The following is a 21378-nucleotide window of genomic DNA, read 5'->3' as shown; positions in this document are numbered from 1 at the left end:
GGATTACGGCAGTCAGTAGGCATCCTGCCCTGTCCACGTCCCATCAGGCCTGTGCAGCCAGCCCGTTTGTTGTGGGTATAGCGCCCTGCTCTGTTGGCAGGATCAGTTGATCGGGCACGGCGCCGTGCCATTTTTTCGCACACAGGTAATACAGCGCTGCGGGCAGTACCAGGCCGATGATCCAGGAGATATCCACATCACCCAGCGCGGCCACCAAGGGACCTGTGTAGAACTTGGTGGAGATGAACGGCAACTGCACCAGCACGCCGAACACATACACGCTGATACCGAGCAGGTTCCAGCGCCCGTAGCGACCGTTCGGGTCGGCCAGCGCTGGTACGTCATAGCGCTCGCGGGTGATGCAGTAGTAGTCCACCAGGTTGATCGCGCTCCAGGGCGTGAAGAACGCCAGCAGGAACAGGATGAAGGACTTGAACGCCCCCAGGAACGAGTGCTGGCCGAGCAATGCGATCAGGGTCGCCGTACCGACAATCGCCAGCACGAACACCAGGCGTTGCAGGCGCGTGACCTCCAGGCGGCCACGAAAGCCGCTGACGATGGTCGCGATGCACATGAAGCTGCCGTAGGAGTTCAGCGTCGAAATGGTGACCTTGCCGAACGCGATGCTGAAGTACAGCAGCGCAGCGGTAGCGCCGGTGCCGCTCAGGCCCACGATGTAGGCCACTTCATGCCCGGCGAACTGACCGTTGGACATGGCCGCGGCAAACACGCCGAGCACCATCGCCACCTGCGCGCCCACCACCGAACCTGCACCGGCGGCGAAAAAGGTTTTCACCGACGAGGTCTTGCTCGGCAGGTAACGCGAATAGTCCGCCACGTACGGGCCGAAGGCTATCTGCCAGGAGGCCGCAAGCGACACCGCCAGCAGGAAACTGCTCCAGCTGAAGTGGCGGATCTGCAGGAGCGCGCCAACATCGGTCTGGCTCATCAGACGGCTGAACAGGTACACAAAGGCAATCACGCCAATCACGCTGGCGACACGCCCGATGAAATGGATCACCCGGTAGCCGAGCACCGTGACCAGCACGATGACGCTGGCGAAAATCAGGATGCCGACGCTGTCGCTGACCCCGAACAACTGGCCCAGCGCCTGCCCCGAAAGCACGGTGCCAGTGGCGGTGAAGCCCAGGTACATCAGGCACACCAGCACAATAGGGATGGCCGCGCCATACACACCGAACTGCACCCGACTGGAAATCATCTGCGGCAGGCCCAGCTTGGGCCCTTGCGCCGCATGCAACGCCATGACCCCACCGCCGATCAGCTGACCGATCAACAGACCGATCAACGACCAGAACACATCGCCGCCCAGCACCACGGCCAAGGCCCCGGTGACAATCGCGGTGATCTGCAGGTTGGCGCCCATCCACAGGGTGAACTGGCTGAACAGACGACCGTGTCTTTCGGCTTCCGGGATGTAGTCGATCGAACGCCTTTCGATCAACGGGGTGGTGTCATTTGCAGCCATGTCGGTTCAACCTCTGATGGATTGTTTCAGGGTGGTACTGGCTTACTTGATCATCGGCAGGTTCAAGCCCTGCTCCTTGGCGCAATCAATCGCGATCTGGTAACCGGCATCCGCATGGCGCATCACACCGGTGGCCGGGTCGTTGTGCAGCACACGGGCGATCCGCTCAGCCGCTTCGTCGGTGCCGTCGCAGACGATGACCATCCCGGAGTGCTGGGAGAAGCCCATGCCCACGCCGCCGCCGTGGTGCAGCGATACCCAGGTCGCGCCGCTCGCAGTGTTGAGCAGGGCGTTGAGCAGCGGCCAGTCGGACACGGCGTCGGAACCGTCCTGCATGGCTTCGGTTTCGCGGTTCGGGCTGGCGACCGAGCCGGAGTCGAGGTGGTCACGGCCGATCACCACCGGTGCCGACAACTCGCCGCTGCGCACCATTTCGTTGAACGCCAGGCCGAGCTTGGCGCGCTGACCCAGGCCAACCCAGCAGATACGTGCCGGCAAGCCCTGGAAGCTGATGCGTTCGCGGGCCATGTCCAGCCAGTTATGCAAGTGCGCGTCGTCCGGGATCAGCTCTTTGACTTTGGCGTCGGTCTTGTAGATGTCCTGCGGGTCACCGGACAGTGCCGCCCAGCGGAACGGGCCGATGCCACGGCAGAACAGCGGGCGGATGTAGGCCGGGACGAAACCCGGGAAATCGAAAGCGTTTTCCACGCCTTCTTCCTGGGCCATCTGGCGGATGTTGTTGCCGTAGTCGAAAGTCGGGATGCCTTGTTTCTGGAACTCGAGCATGGCTTTGACGTGCACGGCCATGGACTGCTTGGCGGCCTTGATCACGGCAGCGGGCTCGGTCTTGGCGCGGGCGCGGTATTCGTCCCAGGTCCAGCCCGCCGGCAGGTAACCGTTGAGGGGGTCGTGGGCGCTGGTCTGGTCGGTGACCATGTCCGGGCGTACGCCACGCTTGACCAGTTCCGGCAGGATTTCGGCGGCGTTGCCCAGCAGGGCGATGGAGATGGCCTTGCCTTCCTTGGTGTACTTGGCGATACGCGCCAGGGCGTCGTCGAGGTCGGTGGCTTGTTCGTCGACATAACGGCTGTTCAGGCGGAAATCGATGCTGACCTGCTGGCACTCGATGTTCAGCGAGCAGGCGCCGGCCAAGGTTGCGGCCAATGGCTGGGCGCCGCCCATGCCGCCGAGGCCGGCAGTCAGTACCCAACGGCCTTTGAGGTCACTGTTGTAGTGCTGGCGACCGGCTTCGACGAAGGTTTCGTAGGTGCCCTGGACGATGCCCTGGCTGCCGATGTAGATCCAGCTGCCGGCGGTCATCTGGCCGTACATGGCCAGGCCCTTGGCATCCAGTTCGTTGAAGTGTTCCCAGCTGGCCCAGTGCGGCACCAGGTTGGAGTTGGCGATCAGTACACGCGGGGCGTTGCTGTGGGTCTTGAACACGCCGACCGGTTTGCCGGATTGCACCAGCAGGGTTTCGTCGTCATTCAGGTGGGTGAGGCTCTCGACGATCTGGTCGTAGCACTCCCAGTTGCGTGCTGCACGGCCAATACCGCCGTACACCACCAGTTCTTTCGGGTTCTCGGCCACTTGTGGGTCAAGGTTGTTCATCAGCATGCGCAGCGGCGCTTCAGTCAGCCAGCTTTTGGCGGTGAGCTTGTTACCGTGGGCGGCACGGATTTCGACGTCACGGTATTTTGTAGGCTTGGCTTTAGAAAAATCGGTCACTGCTGGACTCCTCGGCACGATGCGCGAACATGGATGGTGCGAAGGAGAGTCTTACGCACACATCTTTACTTGTACATACAAGCATATGCAATCGAGCGGCCAACTTTTTCGGCGAGGCGTTTGGATTTTTTTTGAAAGCGCGTGCGAGCCTTGAAAATCAAGGTGTAGAGGCGTGATGAAATTTCTTACGGGAGGCGTTAGTGGTTGGGCGGGGTTATCGCGAAAGCATGGTTTTGCGCCACGCTGGGGCATTCGGTAACAAAGTGGTGCGCGCTCAGGAAACAGCTATCAAGAACAGCGGGAAACAAATGTGGGAGGGGGCTTGCCCCCGATGGCGGTGTATCAGTACCCGATAGGCTGGCTGACACACTGCAATCGGGGGCAAGCCCCCTCCCACATTTTTTAACCGAGTTGGGTCAGTTCGATAATACAGCTGCGGCCGCTGACAGCGAGGTCCAGCAGCTCATCGTTAGCGTCGATTTGCAGGCAGTCGTGATGACCGAGCTTGTGGCCCGACACTTTCACCTCATCGGCCACGCTAAACACCAACACCGTCTGCGCCGTCGTGAAAAATCGCTGCTCGCCATCAATCCATTGCAGCCTCGCGTGGTAACGCTGTGGCGAGTAGATCAGGTTGAAGTCGCGGATCGGCCCGGTGATCAAGCGGCATGCCACCTGGCTGTCACCCTTGAACGCAAAGGGTTGCAGCGGTAACAACCCGCGCTGCTCTTCGCCATCCACGGTCAGCACCATGCCGGCGCCCTGGATCACGGTGATGACACGCTGGTAACCGGCAAAGGTGGAAAAGCCACCCGACTCAGCGATATCCGCAATCGACAAGCGCCAGCCAAAGCCATCCAGCCCTGCACCTGCATCACGGGTGATTTCTTCGGTACTGCCACCGCCGTTTTTCCACGGCATGCGCACGTACTCGGCGGCGCGCCAGACTTTTACGCTACTCATTTGCTGAAGCGTCCTTCCAGGCTGTGGCGGGAACCGGGGTGGATCAAACGCGCGGCGGTCACCGGCTGGCGGCCCGACCAGGTGCGCCGGCGAATCAACAGGCACGGCTCGCCGGGTTCGATCTGCAGCAGTTTGCACTCGGCCGCATCGGCGAGGATGGCTTCGACCACATGCTCGCCTTCGGTCAGCGGCGCCACCTGGTTCAGGTAGGCGTAGGGCGTTTGCTGGGTGAAATCCTGTTGCAGGTATTCCGGCGCGACCAGGGCGTTGACGAAACGGTCTTCGATTTGCACGGGAATATCGTTTTCGAAGTGCACGATCAGCGAGTGAAACACCCGCCCGCCTTCGCGCATCTCCAGGGCAACGGCGCGCTCGGAACCGGCAGCCTCTTCACCCAGGGTGATGACTTGGCAGGTGTGCCGATGACCACGGGAGGCAATCTCATCGGCGATGTTGTGCACCTCGAACAGCGCCGACTGGCTCTTGGGCTCGGCGACAAACGTGCCGACGCCTTGCATGCGCACCAGCAAACCTTCGGCGGTGAGCTCGCGCAGGGCACGGTTGATGGTCATGCGGCTGAAACCCAGCTGGCTGACCAGTTCGCTCTCGGAAGGCACGCGGTAATGGGGCGGCCAGTTGCCGTTGAGAATCTGCTGGCTGATCATCTGTTTGACGCGGGCGTACAAGGGCGCCGGACTTTCGTCCATGTGGGCAGCCAGCGAAGAGTTGGCGGGCGGAGTCGGCACAGGGAATCCTTGCAGGGGGAAAAGATGCATAGATTGCCGGAGTTTACCGAGCAGGCAAACGTCTGTATATGTATATACAAATAAACACACGACCGAGGTGCCTTGATCATGTCCGCTTTCTTTGCCGAACGCGCGCTGCTGCCTAATGGATGGGCCAATGATGTACGTCTTGAAGTCAGCGCCGATGGCTTGCTGACCAACGTTGAGGCCAATGCCAGTGCAGAGGGTGCAGAACGGCTGAGAGGCCCGGTGTTGGCGGGTATGCCGAACCTGCATTCCCACGCATTCCAGCGTGCCATGGCCGGTTTGGCCGAAGTGGCCGGCAACCCGAATGACAGTTTCTGGACCTGGCGCGACCTGATGTACCGAATGGTCGGCAAGATCAACCCGGACCAACTCCAGGTCATCGCGCGCCAGCTGTATATCGAGATGCTCAAGGCCGGCTACACCTCGGTGGCGGAATTTCATTATGTGCACCATGACGTCAGCGGCCAGCCCTATGCCGATCGCACGGAACTGTCGCGGCAGATCAGCCAGGCGGCGGCCAGCAGCGGGATTGGCCTGACACTGCTGCCCGTGCTTTACACCCACTCCGGGTTTGGCGGCCAGGCGCCGAATGAAGGCCAGCGGCGGTTTATCAACAGCACTGAAAACTACCTGGACCTGCAGGCGCGGTTGAAACCCCTCCTCGCCGCACAACCGGCGCAGCAGTTGGGGCTGTGCTTCCACTCGCTGCGCGCAGTCACGCCGCAGCAAATCAATGACGTGCTGGCCGCCAGCGACAAGGCGTGCCCGGTGCATATCCACATCGCCGAACAGCAAAAGGAAGTCGATGACTGCCTGGCCTGGAGCGGCAAGCGCCCGCTGCAATGGCTGTATGACAATGTCGACGTCAATGAACGCTGGTGCCTGGTGCACGCCACCCATGCCGATGCCGATGAGGTGACGCGCATGGCCAAGAGCCGGGCGATTGCCGGCTTGTGCCTGACCACCGAGGCCAACCTGGGTGATGGGATCTTCCCGGCGGTGGATTTTCTCGCACAGGGCGGGCGCATGGGGATTGGGTCCGACAGCCATGTGTCGTTGAGCGTGGTAGAAGAGCTGCGCTGGTTGGAATATGGCCAGCGCCTGCGCGATCAGCGGCGTAATCGGTTGTATCGCAGTGATCAGCCGATGGTCGGGCGCACGCTGTTCGATGCCGCGCTGGATGGCGGCGCGCAGGCGCTAGGCCAGCTGATTGGGCGGCTGGAAGCGGGCAAGCGTGCGGATTGGATTGTGCTGGACGGTAATGATCCGTACCTGGCGACGGCGACCGAGGACGGGATTCTGAATCGCTGGTTGTTCGCCGGTGGTGATCGGCAGGTGCGGGATGTGCTGGTGAATGGAGAGTGGGTGGTGCGCGATGGGCATCATGCCGGCGAAGAAGAAAGCAGCCGAGCGTTCACACAGGTCTTGAGGGATTTACTCGGTTAAAAACGGTGGGAGGGGGCTTGCCCCCGATAGCGATGTATCAGAATCAGATGTGCTAACTGACACACTGCAATCGGGGGCAAGCCCCCTCCCACAATTGGATCGGTGGTGATCCAGACTTATTGCGAAGTCTTCGCCATCTGCTTGTCCGACGTACGCCAGATCAACCGTGTGGTGTCATACCCCTGTTGCCGCGCCCTGCTCAGCAGGTCTTCGCGAGTGTCCGCATTGACCGTCGGCGTGCGTGACAGGATCCACATGTAGCGTCGGCTCGGGCTGCCCACAATGGCGGTCTTGTAGTCATCGCTGACATACAGCACCCAGTAGTCGCCCTTGGCGACACCCGGCAGCAGCGAGGTGAACCAGTTATTGAATTCCACCCAGAGCTTGTCGGTCTTGCCCGGCACTTGCGGGGTGGCGGTGCCCTTGGCTTCTTCCCACTTCCACTCGGTCGTCAGGCAGCGGTTGAACACCGACATGTCGCCGTCAGGCAACAGGGTGTAACGGGCTTCGGACTGCGCACAGTTGCGCTGGAAGTACATCGGCAATCGGGCCAACTCATACCAGGTGCCCTGGTAACGCTTGAGGTTGACGTTGCTCGCTGTCTTGGGTTGCAGATCATCGCCAGAATGGCTGGCACAGCCCGCCAAAAACAGGCTGGCACAAAGGAACAAAACAAAACGCATCATTCTTCTTCTCCCGCAGGCTTGCGCCCCGGTTTACTTCAGGCCTTGCCCGGAAAACATCAGAACCTTGTCACCGGCATATTGAACGCTGATAAAGCTGTTTTTATCGCCCCAGGTGCAACTGGACATACCCAGTGCGCCGGAACAATCGGTCGGCTTGCCCAACAATGACTCCACCTCAGCCTTGGCCATGCCAGCCGACAATTTTTGATAGTTTTCTTGGTTGACCTTGCTGCAAGCGGCCAACAGCACGCAAAAAGCCAGCAACGCGAGACGGCGTAACGACATGGAAACACTCCTGGAGGGACGAAGCAGCGTGGGTATCTGCCAGAAGCTTAGAAGGGAAAAGAGGTGTCTGGTTCCCGATGAGGGTTGGTATTTATTTTTTCTGTGAACTGGTCGTTTTCACCGTATTTCGGCACGCAAAATCAGCCTTTCATCGGACACCTGCTACTAAAGACTGAATAAAGACTAAAATCAGTCTCACCATCTAGAGAGGGCCATTCCGTGAAGTTTTCATCTCAGATAAAACCGATTAGCTACCTGAAAAGTCACACCGCTGAGATCGTCAAAACGCTCACGGAGAGCCGCGAGCCACTGGTCATCACACAAAATGGTGAAGCAAAGCTGGTAGTGATGGATGTAAAGAGCTTCGAGGAGCAGGCGGAGACCATGGCGCTGCTAAAGCTACTGGCTCTAGGCAACCGGCAGATTGAATTGGGGCAATTCCAGGAAATGGAGGACGTGTTCGCCGAACTGGACAAGGACGACGTGCAATGACCTTCAGGGTTGTGATTCTCCACTCGGCAAAAAACGACCTTAAAGACATCAAGTCATACCTCATACGGCAGTTCTCGACATCAACCTGGCAGCAGTTCTATGACGCACTGAAGCAAGCCATTCGCCGCCTTGAGACTCAACCCTTTGCAGGCTCGATACCGGAAGAAATCGAGAAACTGAATCTCAGCCAGTACCGTCAAGTTGTCAGTGGAATGAATCGGATCATCTATGAAATCCGCGATCAGATCATTTACGTTCACATCATCGCCGACACCCGAAAAAATCTGCAGGCGCTGCTGCTAAGAAACCTCACCCAATAAGCAAAAAGCCCCGAAATGCCGTCAGCATTTCAGGGCTTTTTGCTTAACTCAAGGCATTACGCCTTGTGATAAGCGGTTACACGCTCAACTTCTTCCTTCGAACCCAGGAACACCGCCACACGCTGGTGCAGGCCTTCCGGCTGGATGTCGAGGATGCGCTGGTGGCCGTCAGTGGACGCACCGCCTGCCTGCTCCACCAGGAACGACATCGGGTTGGCTTCGTACATCAGGCGCAGTTTGCCCGGCTTGGATGGCTCGCGGCTGTCGCGTGGGTACATGAACAAGCCACCACGGGTCAGGATACGGTGCACGTCGGCGACCATCGCGGCCACCCAGCGCATGTTGAAGTTTTTCTTCAGCGGGCCTTCTTCGCCTGCCATCAACTCGCCTACGTAACGAGTGACCGGTTCTTCCCAGTGGCGCTGGTTGGACATGTTGATCGCGAATTCCTGGGTCGATGCAGGAATGGAGATGTCTTCGTGGGTCAGTACGAAGCTGCCCATTTCACGGTCCAGGGTGAAGCCTTTGACGCCATCACCCAGGGTCAGCACCAGCATGGTCTGCGGGCCGTAGATGGCGTAGCCGGCAGCCACCTGCTCGGTGCCTGGCTGCAGGAAGGCCTTTTCGTTCAGCGCTTCGTTCTGGCTCAGGTATTCGTTCGGGCAACGCAGTACCGAGAAGATGGTGCCAACCGGTGCGTTGATGTCGATGTTGGACGAACCGTCCAGCGGGTCGAATACCAGCAGGTACGCGCCTTTCGGGTATTTGCCGGGGATCTGGTAGGCATTGTCCATTTCTTCGGACGCCATGCCGGCCAGGTGACCGCCCCATTCGTTGGCTTCGAGCAGGATCTCGTTGGACAGGACGTCGAGCTTCTTCTGCACTTCGCCCTGCACGTTTTCAGTGCCCATGCTGCCCAGGACACCACCCAGTGCGCCTTTGGACACGGCGTGGCTGATTTCCTTGCAAGCACGCGCCACCACTTCGATAAGGAAGCGCAGATCGGCAGGCGTGTTGTTGCTGCGGGTCTGCTCGATCAAATAGCGACTCAAGGTAACGCGGGACATGTAAGGCTCCGGAGAATGGGGGGCTTGAAAACCCGCGCAGTTTAACGCGAGTCGGGGCGTATTTCCTCCTATCAGAGGATTTAAACCCAATAGAGTTCATGGACTTTATTTAACGTGCCGCCGGCGGCTTGCGCAGCAAACTGTAGGCCATGGCGCCCAGTGCCGCCACGCCGAGCAGCAGCACGGCCCAGAGCCCGAGCTTTTTCCAGTTCGTCCCGGCATCGGCAGCGCCTACCACCGCAACCGGCGTGACCGCGACTTCCCCGGCGACCTTGGCCTGCCCCAGCGTCTTGAAGCGCTCGGGTTTGTAGTCCGGGATCAGGGTCGACAGCGGCAGGCTTGCCGCCTTGGCCGACGCATTGCCCAGCGCCAGCGTAAACGGTGCCTCACCCCGCGCCAGGAACACCAACTGCGTGGCGCGCACCGCAAAGCGCAGGGCGGGCGCTTCGACGCCCAGGCCGCCACCGCGCTCATCCACCTGCAATTTGAGCTCGGCCACCGTTTGCCCCGGCAACTGCAGTTCATCCTGCACCACGTCCTGGCCATTCTGGGTCAGGCGATACAGCAAGCCATTGCTCAATGGTTGCCAAGCCTGCTTGCTGTCCCTTCGACCGGATAACGTCACGGGCGCCAGCGTGTTGGATTGCTTGAGCTCGATGCGCAAGCGTTCGAGACTCAGCCCCGCAGGCAACTGCCAACTGTATTCCCCGGCGCTGAGCCGCTTACCCGCCAGCGGCTGCGACCACACCAACGGCAGCGGCACGCTGCTGCGGGTAGCGCTCACCAGCTTGGCCGAGGTCAGCAACGGCGCCGCCTGGCCCTGCCAGACCAGCCGCAGGTAGCGCGCCGATTGCCCGGGCAAGTTCACGTCATGCTGCTCGACCCGCTCATCGGCAAACGACAAGCGCGCCACCTGCCCATCGCCCCAGGCGTCCCAGTGCTGCAAGTCATCACTGGCCTCGATGCTGAAACGCTGGAAGCCCTCCTGCTCGCGGCTCCAGTCCAGGCTCAATTGCTGCAAGGGCGCCTTGATCGCACTGGCGTCCAACACCCAGCCACGCAGTACTTGCTTGCCGGGTTTGGGTGCGGTGGACGGCTTGATTTCCACCAGGGTGCCGGTGGTGGTGGCTTTCATCACCACGTCGGGCAGGGCTTGCTGGGTGTCGGCGGCGTACAGCGGGAACCACTTCACATCGGTAACTTCGCGGCTTTCGGTGCGCTGCGACGCCTGGCGCGACAACGCATAGGCCTGGGGCTCGCCGGCGGCGTTGAACACCCGCACATCGGCGAGATCCGCCTGGCGCGCGTTCAATTGCACCGCCAGTGGCAACTCCAGGCGATACCAAGGGCCGTTGCCACTGACGCTCAGCGGCACCTGGGTGGTGAAGTCGGCGGGCGTTTCCTGCGCCCACACGGACAAGGTCGTACACAGGCCCAGCACGGCCACGCTCAACTTACCGATCAAGAGGATGCTCCTTCAGTTTCCAACACCGCTTCGGCGCGTTTGGGCGGAAGCGGCGCAAAGTAGCCCACCACCAGCAACAACCCGCCCACGCCGATAAACGACACGATCCGCGCCAAGCCGCCGCGGTTACTCAATTCGACAAAGAACAGCTTGGCCACCACCACCGCAATCAGCACCGCGCCGATCAGCCACACTTCGCGGCGATGGCGCAGGTGGCCGCCGATCATCAGGCCGAGGGCGATCAGGGTCCAGACGATCGACAGGCCGGCCTGCACCAGCATCGACTCCAGCAACGCATCCAATTGAAACGGCACACCGCCCCAATGGTGGGCCGTGCGCATCACCAACGCGGTAAAGAAGGCAAACAGCGAAAGCCCAGCGACGCCTTGTGCGATCAGCTCGGCACGCGGCCCGCGTAGCGGCGCGACACTTCGTGCGCACACATACACGCCCAGCAGCGCGAACAGCAGGCCCAGGTCCAGCGGGTTGATCAGCGGCACATAGGGCAGCGGCCTGGCGGTGCCATCGCTGAAGCTGTTCGCCAGCCAGAACCAACCGAGCATCAGCACCGCCAATGGCACGGCCGCCAACACTCGATATTCCCTTGGGTACGCCGAGACCGGCCATGGCCAATGGCGCGGCGCGGCAGCCAGCATAAGGTAGAGACTTGGCAGGATCGCCCAGCCCAGCCAGCGCCAGGCGTTGTATTCGGCAGAGAACCTGAGCAGACCGTAGCGCAACTCCAGCGCCAGCATGCCGATCAGCATCCAGCAGCCGAGCACGTGGGCCACGCTCAGCGCCTTGGCGGGAACGAGCGTCGCCAAACGCCGCAACGAGATGAAATGCACCACAAAGACCGCCGGCCACGCCAGCCAGCCGTACTGCGCCGCCGGGTGGTAATAGGTATGTGCGCACACCAGCAGCACCACGCCCACCGCCGGCATCAGCAACGTACACAGCACGCCCAGCGACACCCACTTGAGGCGCGAGGCCAGCAGCATCCAGATCGCCACGCTGATCGCAGCGCATCCCAGCAGGAATGCGCCCAGCAATTCCTGCGGAATAAACCGCAACACTTCGCCGGCCAGCGCCAACGTCCACCACGCCGCGCCCCACACCAACAGCACGTCGGACAGCCGCTGCAGCTTCAACACGGCAAACACCGGCGCATGGGGTTCGCGCTGCAAGCGCCAGGCGCCGACCATTGCCGCCAGGCCCAGCACCATCGGTGTCCAGAAACCGCTGTGGGCCAACGGGCGCAGCCCCTCACCGGACAACGGCCCGAGCAGCTCGGGCACCGCCAGCAGGAACGAACCGCCGCCGACCACTTGCAGCAGCAGGCCGAATACAAAGCTGACACGTTGTTGCAGGTACAGGCTCAGCCAGATGATCAGCAAACCACTGGCCGCCCACACACCGCTGGCGCTTTCCCACGGCAGCACGAACAGCACCGCGAGGTTGATCAATACCAGGCCCGCCAACAGCACCACCGACAACCCGCGCAACAGCCGCACGTCACTGCGCACCATGGCGTCACGCGCCGCCAGCAGCATGCCGCCGATCAACGCCAGGCCAACCAGTGAAGCGGTCAACAAGCCGCTCCAGCCCGCATTGAACACCGCCGCCCCGTCGCCACCTTGCAAACGCAACAGGAACAATGCGCCGCCCAGCAATTGCACAGCGAACGCGGTGAACAGGAAGGTGCGCGAACCGATACGCAGCCCGACGAACAACGTTGCCAGCCCGGCAATTGCCCAACTGACAGCCGTGCCTTGGGTGTCCAGCAGCAAGGGGGCAAGCAGGTACAAAAAGCTCAAGCCCAGGCTCGCCAGCACCGGCAGGCCTCTGCGTTCCCAATCCGCCGCCTGCTCAGTGGATGCCCTGCGCAGTTGATCAAAGCTGAACAGCAGCGCCGCACCCAGCAACAGCGCGCCCAACGGCGCGCCATTCAGCAAGCTGTGCTCACCGATGCGCAGCTCACTGAGGAACGCCAGCGCCGAGCCCAGTTGCAACAACAAACCGAAGGCGCGTGCCAGCGGTCGCTGTTGACGCAAACCGAGCCAGAAGATCCCGGCGCCCTCCACGGCCCAGGCGGCAGCGGTCCAGCGCGCATCTAGGCCCAGCGGAATAGCCAGGCTGGCGAAAATCACGCCCAGGGCCAGGCACGTCTCCGCCAGCAACAAGGCGCGACCGCCGCTCAACAGTCGCGCCAGTCCCATGTAAATAATGCCCAGGCCGAGGGCGCTGAACGCCGCGGCAAACTCCAGGTGCTGCACCAGCGCAAACTGCAAGCCAAAACCCACCAGCGGCGGGCCGAACAGCATGCTGCCGTCGACATAATCCCCCTTGGCCGCCGACCAGCGCAGCAACGCACCACGGCTGTCATCCTCGGGCGCGTCGCGCATCTCCAACAATTTGCGCCGGGCGAACAGCAAGCCGATGGCCAGGTACATCAGGAAAAACAGGATCAGGAACGGCTCGGTGCTCCACAGCAGCTCCGGCGTGTAGGAACGCATGCCCCACGCAAAACCGATACCAAAGGTGCCGACAAAACCGATCAGGTTGAGCAGGCGCCAGGCCTTGAACCAGGCGATGGCGAGGATGCCCGCATTGAGCAGGGCAAAATAGCTGAACAGCGCCACATGGTTACCAGCGCCGGTGGACGTCAGGATTGGCGCGGCAAACCCACCCAGAGCCGCCGCGCAGGCCAGGCCCAGCGCATCCTGGGTAATCGCCAGGATCGCCGAGAACACGGTGACGGCCACCAACAGGCCGAGTGCGGCACTGGGGTCGATCAACGGGTGCAAGCGCATCGCGGCAAACACCGTCAGGTACAGCACGGCAATCCCGGTGCCCTGCAGCATCAAGCCGTAATTGCTGTTGCGCAGCCGCAGCCACCAGCCCAGGCCCAGCAGGCCCAACGCCGCAGCGGCTACGCCGGCATAACGCAGCTCGATCGGCACCACCATGCCTTCGGTGGCGTAACGCAGCAGGAATGCCAGGCCGAGGAACAGCAGCACCACGCCGACGCGCAGCACGGTATTGCCGCCAAACAGCCAATTGCGTGCGCCGCTGAGGGCACGCTCGATGAGGTTGGGGCCACGCGGGATGGCAGGCTCTTCAGGGGACGGCGACGGAACCGGAGCCCAAACATCATCGGGCAGCGGCTGGCTCGGTTCGGCGACCATGGCCACGGGCGTCAGCTCGACGGGTAACTCCCAAACCAGCTCGGGCGCTTCGACGACAGGTGCGGGCTCGACAATGGCGGGCTCGACAAAAACACTGGCAGCTGCGGGGGTGGGCACTTCCAATTGCCGCAGGCGCTCACCCAGCGCTATCAGCGACTTCTGCGTGGTTTCCAACTGACGCGCCTGTTGGTCCGCCTGGGACGATAGCTTCGCCAGGCGGATCGCCTGGCCAATGCCCAGCCCCAACAGCGCACCGATGCCCGCATCGCTGAACGACTCATCGAGCGTCCAGCCGAGCACCAGGCCAATCAGCATGAAAATCCATTGCATGGTCGATATTCCCTAGGCAAACCGGCGCCCAGTATATCGACGCGCGCCCAATGTGGGAGGGGGCTTGCGCCCGATAGCGGTGTACCAGTCGACATATCTGCAAACTGACAGGCTGCTATCGGGGGCAAGCCCCCTCCCACATTTTTGGATCAGCGATGTTTAGTCGAGGGCTTTCCAGATCTCGGTCGCGTACTCCCTGATGGTCCGGTCCGAGCTGAACCAACCCATCCGCGCCGTATTCAGCACCGCCGAACGCCACCACGCCTTGGAATCATGCCAATGCGCCTCGACCCGTGCCTGGGCGTCCCAGTACGAATCGAAGTCGGCGCATACCAGGAAACGGTCGTAATCGACCAACCCGTCGATCAACCCCACATAGCGGCCCGGATCATCCGGCGAAAACACCCCGCCCCGGATCGCTTGCAGCACATCGTTCAATCGATGGGAGGCGGCGATGTCCGGCCCGGCGTTGAACTCCCCGGCATGCTTGCGGGCTTCCACCTGTTGCGCGCTGAGGCCAAAGATAAACATGTGCTCGGCACCCACGCGCTCATGCATCTCCACGTTGGCGCCGTCCATGGTGCCTATGGTCAGCGCGCCGTTGAGGCCGAACTTCATGTTGCTGGTGCCTGAGGCTTCGAAGCCGGCGGTGGAAATCTGCTCCGACAAGTCCGCCGCCGGAATGATGCTTTCCGCCAGGCTGACGTTGTAGTTGGGCAGGAACACCACCTTGAGCAGACCGCGCACGGTCGGGTCGTTATTGACCGTGCGGGCGATGTCGTTGGTCAGTTTGATGATCAACTTGGCCTGGTGGTAACTGGCCGCCGCCTTGCCCGCGAAGATCTTCACGCGCGGCACCCAGTCGGTGCCCGGTTCGGCACGGATCGCCTGGTACAGCGCCACGGTATGCAGCAGGTTGAGCAGTTGGCGCTTGTATTCGTGGATGCGCTTGACCTGCACGTCGAACATCGCCGCCGGGTTGACCGCAATGCCCAGGCGCTCGTGGATGATGTCGGCCAGTGCACGCTTACTGTGCAAACGTTGTTCGGCAAACGCCTTGCGGAAAGCCTGTTTCTCGGCAAACGGCTCAAGCTCCACCAATCGCTGCTCGGGCTTGTCGAGAATGTCCGGACCGAGCGCCTCCACCAACATGGACGTGAGCTTGGGGTTGGCCTGGTACAACCAGCGGCGGAAGGTAATGCCGTTGGTTTTGTTGTTGATGCGTTCCGGGTACAGCTTGTGCAGTTCCGAGAACACCGTGCTGCGCATCAGTTGGGTGTGCAAGCCGGATACACCATTGACGCTGTGGGAGCCGAGGAACGCCAGGTTACCCATGCGCACACGGCGGCCGTTGTCTTCCTCGATCAGCGACACGGCGCGCAGCACGTCGAAATCGTGGATGCCTTTGGCGCGCAGCGAATCGATGTGCTGGGCGTTGATCAGGTAGATGATCTGCATGTGCCGGGGCAGCATGCGTTCCATCAGGCCTACAGGCCAGGTTTCTAATGCTTCGGGCAACAGCGTGTGATTGGTGTAGGAAAGGGTTTCAACGGTGACGTCCCAAGCCGCTTCCCACGGAATATCGTGCAAATCCACCAACTGCCGCATCAACTCGGCCACGGCGATGGACGGGTGCGTGTCGTTGAGCTGGATCGCCGCGTGTTCGCCCAGGCTCAGTACTGAGCCGTGCATGTTCTTGTGACGGCGCAGCAAGTCCTGCAACGAGGCGGAGACGAAGAAATATTCCTGACGCAGGCGCAGTTCCTGCCCCGCTTCGGTGCTGTCGGCCGGGTAAAGCACCCGGGAGATGCTTTCGGCACGGGCCACTTCGGCGACAGCGCCCAGGTGGTCACCGGCGTTGAAGCGCTCCAGGTGCAGGTCTTCCACCGCACGCGCGCGCCACAGGCGCAGGGTGTTGACGCTGGCGCCGCGCCAGCCGACTACCGGCGTGTCGTAGGCCACGGCCCGCACGGTTTCGTTGGGCGACCACACCTGGATCATCTTGCCGGAGGCGTCCGCCAGGGTTTCGACGCTGCCGCCAAAGCCGATCGGGTAAATCACTTCGGCCCGCTCGAACTCCCACGGGTTGCCGAAATCCAGCCAACGCTCGGTCTGCTCCTGCTGCCAGCCATCGACTATCGCCTGGCGGAACAAGCCATGCTCATAACGAATGCCATAACCATGGCCGGCAATGCCCAGGGTCGACATGCTTTCCATGAAGCACGCGGCCAGGCGGCCCAGGCCACCGTTGCCGAGCGCCGCGTCGGGCTCCAGCAGGCGGATGCGCTCCAGGTCTACACCCAGCTCGGACAGCGCTTCGCGCGCAATCTCCAGCACGCCGAGGTTGCTCAGGCTGTCGTAGAGCAGGCGGCCGATCAGGAACTCCAGGGAGAGGTAGTAAACGCGTTTCTGGCCTTTGCGGTAGATACGCCGCGTATGGTTCATCCAGTGGTCGACCATCTGGTCGCGGGCGGCCAGGGCAATGGCTTCGAACCAGTCATGGTCGAAGGCGTGATCCGGGTCCTTGCCCACCGCGTAGGTGAGTTTGGTCAAGACGGCATCGCGGAATGCGGCTACCTCTGCTTCTCGTGCAAGTGGTTCCTGAGACATCAATTGCGACCTCGGGCGAGATAGAAGGAGTTGCTAGAGCCTAGACGGTCTGACAGACGGTAGACGCGCTGGTTCGGCAGTTTTTTAACTCATTCACCGTTGCGTGAATTAGATGCAGGGGTCGTGCCCGATCAGCCTTTGAGCTGAAACCCAGAAAATATTGTTCAAAAAATCACCAATCCCGGTATGATCGCGCGCCCGGATACAGCCCCACCTTTTGGAACCCTGATGAAGCCTCAATTGATCGCCGCCGCGGAACTCGACCGTCTTGAAACGTGGCAGAAATATTCCGCGCATATGTGCGGTGGTTGCGTGTCCAGCTGCTGCACGCTGCCGGTCGAAGTGAAGATCAAGGACCTGATCCGCATCGGTATCGTCGATGAATTCGAGCGTGGCGACCCGCCGAAGAACATCGCCAAACGCTTGCAGAAGGAAGGCATCGTCGAGCGCTTCAATTCCAAATCCGAGATTTTTACCTTGCAGCGCATGAGCAACAACGACTGCCTGTACCTGGATCGTAAGACGCGCTTCTGCACTATTTATGACAAGCGCCCGGACACCTGCCGCAACCACCCGAAAATCGGGCCGCGTCCGGGGTATTGCGCGTACAAGCCGAAGGAAGTGGTGCGCGAGACCAAGTTCAAGACCCTCGACAAGTTCTGATCCGGGTTTTGTGGGGCTCTCAAGGGCCTCATCGGGGGCAAGCCCCCTCCCACACTTGAAAGTGTTCACAGTTCAAAATGTGGGAGGGGGCTTGCCCCCGATAGGGCCGGCACAGTCACCACAAAACCTACAGCCATAAAAAAACGCCCCCGGCCTTTCGACCGGGGGCGTTCTTCATTCAGCCTGAGTTAACTCAGTTCTTGGCTTTCTTGGCAGCGCGGGTACGCTCGCCTTCGTCCAGGATCTTCTTACGCAGGCGGATCGACTTAGGCGTAACTTCGCACAGCTCGTCGTCCTGGATGAATTCCAGGGCCTGTTCCAGGGTGAAGCGAACAGGTGGAACCAGAGCGATGGTTTCGTCTTTACCCGAAGCACGCATGTTGTCGAGCTTCTTGCCTTTGGTTGGGTTGACGCCCATGTCGTTGTCACGGCTGTTCAGACCAACGATCTGACCGTTGTAGATCTCTTGACCGTGTTCAACGAACAGCTTGCCACGTGCCTGGAGGGTTTCCAGGGAGTAGGTCAGCGCCTTGCCGGTTTCTACCGATACCAGAACACCGTTCTGACGGCCGGACATGTCGCCGGACTTCATGGTGTCGTAGCGATCGAAGATCGAGGTCAGGATGCCAGCACCGTTGGTCAGGGTCAGGAACTGGTTACGGAAACCGATCAGACCGCGAGCAGGGATGTTGTATTCCAGACGCACACGGCCTTTGCCATCCGGCACCATGTTGGTCAGGTCGCCCTTACGCAGGCCCATCTCTTCCATGACCTTGCCCTGGGATTCTTCAGGGGTGTCGATGGTGACGTTTTCGAACGGTTCCTGCTTCACGCCGTCAACTTGACGGATGATCACTTCCGGACGACCAACGCCCATTTCGAAGCCTTCGCGACGCATGGTTTCGATCAGTACCGAGAGGTGCAGCTCACCACGGCCGGATACCTTGAACTTGTCAGCCGAGTCGCCTTCTTCAACGCGCAGTGCAACGTTGTACAGCAGCTCTTTGTCCAGACGTTCCTTGATGTTACGGGAGGTCACGAACTTGCCTTCTTTACCGCAGAAAGGCGAGTCGTTTACCTGGAAGGTCATGGAAACGGTTGGCTCGTCAACGGTCAGAGGCTTCATCGCTTCTACCGCGTCCGGGTGGCACAGGGTGTCGGAGATGAACAGCGAGTCCATGCCGCTGATGCACACGATATCGCCAGCTGCTGCTTCTTCAACGTCGATGCGGTGCAGGCCGTGGTGACCCATCAGCTTCAGGATACGACCGTTGCGCTTCTTGCCGTCGGCGCCGATAGCGACAACCGGGGTGTTCGGCTTGACGCGACCACGGGCGATACGGCCAACGCCGATAACACCCAGGAAGCTGTTGTAGTCCAGTGCCGAGATTTGCATCTGGAACGGACCGTCACGGTCAACAGCCGGCGCAGGTACGTTGTCGACGATCGACTGGTACAGCGGGGTCATGTCTTCAGCCATGTCGGTGTGGTCCAGACCGGCAATACCGTTCAGGGCCGAGGCGTAGACGACTTTAAAATCCAGCTGTTCTTCGGTGGCACCCAGGTTATCGAACAGGTCGAAGATCTGGTCCAGAACCCAGTCCGGACGCGCGCCTGGACGGTCAACCTTGTTGATGCACACGATCGGACGCAGGCCGGCTTCGAAAGCCTTCTTGGTCACGAAACGGGTTTGCGGCATAGGGCCGTCTTGAGCGTCAACCAGCAGCAGAACGGAGTCAACCATCGACATTACGCGTTCTACTTCGCCGCCGAAGTCGGCGTGGCCCGGGGTGTCCACGATGTTGATGTGGTAGCCGTTCCAGTTGATGGCGGTGTTTTTCGCCAGGATGGTAATGCCGCGCTCTTTTTCCTGGTCGTTGGAGTCCATCACGCGCTCGTCGTTGAGCTCGTTGCGCTCCAGGGTGCCGGATTGACGCAGGAGTTTGTCTACCAGGGTGGTTTTACCATGGTCAACGTGAGCAATGATGGCGATGTTACGTAGATTTTCGATCACTTGTGTATCTCGATCAGAGGATTCGGTGTGCTGACAGGTCGTGGCAGCGATTAACAGTAGAGTCAGGCCTTGCCGTTACAGCTTGACGGCAGAGTCGGGGGGCCGGTGACGCAGGCCACAGGCAAACAGCCCCGGGCTCTTAGCTCGGTCGATAAACGCGCACATTGGCATGCCCCTCACTGAGCAAATGGTGGGCATGCAGGCGACTCATCACGCCTTTGTCGCAATACAGCAGGTACTGACGGCTGTTATCCAGTTCCTTGAAACGCGCGTTCAATGCATAGAACGGCAGCGTTTGTACGTCGATGCCGGCGATTTCCAGCGGCTCATCCTCAGCGGCATCCGGGTGACGGATATCGATGACGATCTGGCCGGCCAGGGCTTCGCTGACTTCTTCGATCTTCACATCCTGGCCCAGTTCGTCGATGACGCGATCGATCGGGACCAGCTTGGCGTTCTCGAGCGCACGCTCCAGGATCGCCATGTCGAATTCTTTCTCTTCATGCTCCACGCGGTGACGCTTGGCGTGGGTCTTGGGGTTCACCGAGATGACCCCGCAGTACTCAGGCATGTGCTTGGCAAAGTCGGCGGTGCCGATTTCTTCTGCCAGGTCGATGATGTCCTGCTTGTGGCTGGCGATCAGTGGGCGCAGTACCAGCTTCTCGGTAACGCAATCGATGATCGACAGGTTCGGCAGCGTCTGGCTCGATACCTGGGAGATCGCTTCACCGGTGACCAGCGCGTCGATCTGCAACTGGTCGGCGATCCGCGAGGCAGCGCGCAACATCATACGCTTCAATACCACGCCCATATGACCGTTATCGACTTTGCCGAGAATTTCGCCCAGCACTTCCTCGAACGGTACGCTCACAAATAGCACGCGCTGGGAGCTGCCGTACTTCTTCCAGATAAAGTGCGCAACTTCCATCACGCCCAATTCGTGTGCACGCCCGCCCAGGTTAAAGAAGCAGAAGTGGCTCATCAGGCCGCGACGCATGATCTGGTAGGCCGCCACCGTGGAATCGAAACCGCCGGACATCAGTACCAGGGTCTGTTCCAGGGCGCCCAGCGGGTAACCGCCGATGCTGTTGTGCTGGCTGTGGATCACAAACAACCGTTGGTCGCGAATTTCCATGCGCACTTCAATTTGCGGTGCTTTCAGGGAAATTCCGGCGGCGCCGCACTCGCGACGCAGCTTGCTGCCGACGTATTTCTCGACATCCATGGAGCTGAAGCTGTGCTTGCCGGCACGCTTGCAGCGCACCGAAAAGATCTTGCCTTCAAGCTCACTGCCATAGTGCTGTTTGCACTTCTCGGTGATGTCGTCGAAGTCGCCCAACGGGTACTCATCGACCTGCAGGAAATGCGCGATGCCCGGCATGCAACTCAGGCGCTCGGTCATGTCCTTCAAGGCTTTGGGCTCGGTGACACGGGTTTCCAGCTCGAGGTTGTCCCACACACCGTTCACCACCACAGCCGGGTCCAAGTCACGGAGCACGGCACGGATGTTCTTGGCCAACTGACGGATGAAACGCGTCCGTACCGGTCGGCTTTTGATGGTGATCTCGGGGAAGACTTTAACGATTAATTTCATGGAAACAGCGCGCGCCGGGCCTGCTGAAAAAGGGGGGCGCGGATTATAGCGGAAATCGCTCAAGGTTTAACCAGTTAATATGCATCGCAAGCGCAACGCACTAAAGAGGTGCATTTACGCATCCTTGCGCTACATTGCGGTGCGCTATTTTTGGGCTTTTGTCGCAATGCACCTTTATAGGGGCGTTTTTGGAGCAGAAAACCCATGTTGGCGCACTGGCATGCAATTTGCTCTCTTGTGAGGCAGGTTGCCATGGCGGAGTATC

Annotated in this window: 16 protein-coding genes; 4 read left to right on the top strand and 12 right to left on the bottom strand. The window is 60.6% G+C overall.

The window, feature by feature from the left end:
* Positions 1 to 43: 43 nt before the first annotated feature.
* The 4 genes from M2497_RS02710 to hutC form a co-directional block, all read right to left on the bottom strand.
* Complete coding sequence (locus M2497_RS02710; RefSeq protein ID WP_248485742.1) at positions 44 to 1489, bottom strand: cytosine permease; 1446 nt, start codon at positions 1487 to 1489, stop codon at positions 44 to 46.
* Positions 1490 to 1531: 42 nt separating this feature from the next.
* The gene (hutU, locus tag M2497_RS02705; RefSeq protein ID WP_248485741.1) at positions 1532 to 3217 is read right to left on the bottom strand and encodes a urocanate hydratase; all 1686 of its coding nucleotides are present in this window, start codon (positions 3215 to 3217) and stop codon (positions 1532 to 1534) included.
* A gap of 402 nt (positions 3218 to 3619) precedes the next feature.
* Entirely contained in the window at positions 3620 to 4180 is a 561-nt protein-coding gene (locus tag M2497_RS02700) for a HutD family protein (protein ID WP_179030494.1), read from the bottom strand.
* Positions 4177 to 4956, bottom strand: a complete 780-nt coding sequence (hutC, locus tag M2497_RS02695; protein ID WP_248485740.1) for a histidine utilization repressor — start codon at positions 4954 to 4956, stop codon at positions 4177 to 4179. Before hutC ends, M2497_RS02700 begins: the two co-directional genes overlap by 4 nt.
* A 78-nt stretch (positions 4957 to 5034) precedes the next feature.
* On the opposite strand from hutC, the gene M2497_RS02690 reads away from it, so the two are divergent.
* Positions 5035 to 6399, top strand: coding sequence for a formimidoylglutamate deiminase (locus M2497_RS02690; protein ID WP_248485739.1), 1365 nt, complete (start codon positions 5035 to 5037; stop codon positions 6397 to 6399).
* A 116-nt stretch (positions 6400 to 6515) separates the two neighbouring features.
* Here the strand turns inward: M2497_RS02690 and M2497_RS02685 are convergent, their stop codons facing one another.
* Together M2497_RS02685 and M2497_RS02680 are read right to left on the bottom strand one after the other, a co-directional pair.
* A complete protein-coding gene (locus M2497_RS02685; protein WP_058423714.1) occupies positions 6516 to 7085 on the bottom strand; it encodes a lipocalin family protein in 570 nt (189 codons plus the stop codon).
* 30 nt (positions 7086 to 7115) lie between these two features.
* Entirely contained in the window at positions 7116 to 7370 is a 255-nt protein-coding gene (locus M2497_RS02680; protein WP_033897714.1) for a lipoprotein, read from the bottom strand.
* A gap of 219 nt (positions 7371 to 7589) precedes the next feature.
* On the opposite strand from M2497_RS02680, the gene M2497_RS02675 reads away from it, so the two are divergent.
* Positions 7590 to 7862 carry a type II toxin-antitoxin system Phd/YefM family antitoxin gene (locus M2497_RS02675; protein WP_248485738.1) on the top strand — a complete coding sequence of 91 codons (273 nt, stop codon included), beginning with the start codon at positions 7590 to 7592 and terminating at the stop codon, positions 7860 to 7862.
* Entirely contained in the window at positions 7859 to 8182 is a 324-nt protein-coding gene (locus M2497_RS02670) for a type II toxin-antitoxin system RelE/ParE family toxin (protein WP_248485737.1), read from the top strand. The genes M2497_RS02675 and M2497_RS02670 overlap by 4 nt, the downstream gene beginning before the upstream one ends.
* Positions 8183 to 8238: 56 nt before the next feature.
* Here M2497_RS02670 and M2497_RS02665 read toward each other — a convergent pair whose 3' ends face one another.
* The 4 genes from M2497_RS02665 to M2497_RS02650 form a co-directional block, all read right to left on the bottom strand.
* A complete protein-coding gene (locus M2497_RS02665; protein ID WP_248485736.1) occupies positions 8239 to 9249 on the bottom strand; it encodes a class 1 fructose-bisphosphatase in 1011 nt (336 codons plus the stop codon).
* Between the two features lie 109 nt (positions 9250 to 9358).
* On the bottom strand, positions 9359 to 10711 hold the full coding sequence (locus M2497_RS02660; protein WP_248488164.1) for a DUF3999 domain-containing protein: 1353 nt from the start codon (positions 10709 to 10711) through the stop codon (positions 9359 to 9361).
* Positions 10711 to 14232 carry a DUF2339 domain-containing protein gene (locus M2497_RS02655; protein WP_248485735.1) on the bottom strand — a complete coding sequence of 1174 codons (3522 nt, stop codon included), beginning with the start codon at positions 14230 to 14232 and terminating at the stop codon, positions 10711 to 10713. The genes M2497_RS02660 and M2497_RS02655 overlap by 1 nt, the downstream gene beginning before the upstream one ends.
* Positions 14233 to 14391: 159 nt before the next feature.
* Positions 14392 to 16842 (bottom strand): glycogen/starch/alpha-glucan phosphorylase, encoded by a 2451-nt coding sequence (locus tag M2497_RS02650; RefSeq protein WP_248485734.1) that lies wholly within the window; start codon positions 16840 to 16842, stop codon positions 14392 to 14394.
* A gap of 228 nt (positions 16843 to 17070) precedes the next feature.
* Between M2497_RS02650 and M2497_RS02645 the strand changes: the two genes are divergently transcribed.
* The gene (locus M2497_RS02645) at positions 17071 to 17505 is read left to right on the top strand and encodes a YkgJ family cysteine cluster protein (protein WP_017529542.1); all 435 of its coding nucleotides are present in this window, start codon (positions 17071 to 17073) and stop codon (positions 17503 to 17505) included.
* Between the two features lie 193 nt (positions 17506 to 17698).
* Here the strand turns inward: M2497_RS02645 and typA are convergent, their stop codons facing one another.
* Positions 17699 to 19519: a translational GTPase TypA gene (gene typA / locus M2497_RS02640; RefSeq protein WP_058423717.1), complete on the bottom strand. Its 1821-nt coding sequence runs from the start codon at positions 19517 to 19519 to the stop codon at positions 17699 to 17701.
* Positions 19520 to 19658: 139 nt separating this feature from the next.
* Positions 19659 to 21113, bottom strand: a complete 1455-nt coding sequence (gene thiI, locus M2497_RS02635) for a tRNA uracil 4-sulfurtransferase ThiI (protein ID WP_248485733.1) — start codon at positions 21111 to 21113, stop codon at positions 19659 to 19661.
* Positions 21114 to 21378 lie beyond the last annotated feature (265 nt).

Origin of the sequence: Pseudomonas sp. CYM-20-01 (assembly GCF_023169845.1) — a bacterium.
GTDB classification, from domain to species: Bacteria; Pseudomonadota; Gammaproteobacteria; order Pseudomonadales; family Pseudomonadaceae; genus Aquipseudomonas; species Aquipseudomonas azotoformans.
The sequence above is the reverse complement of the archived record's forward strand: the minus strand, read 5'-3'. Positions and strand labels throughout refer to the sequence as shown.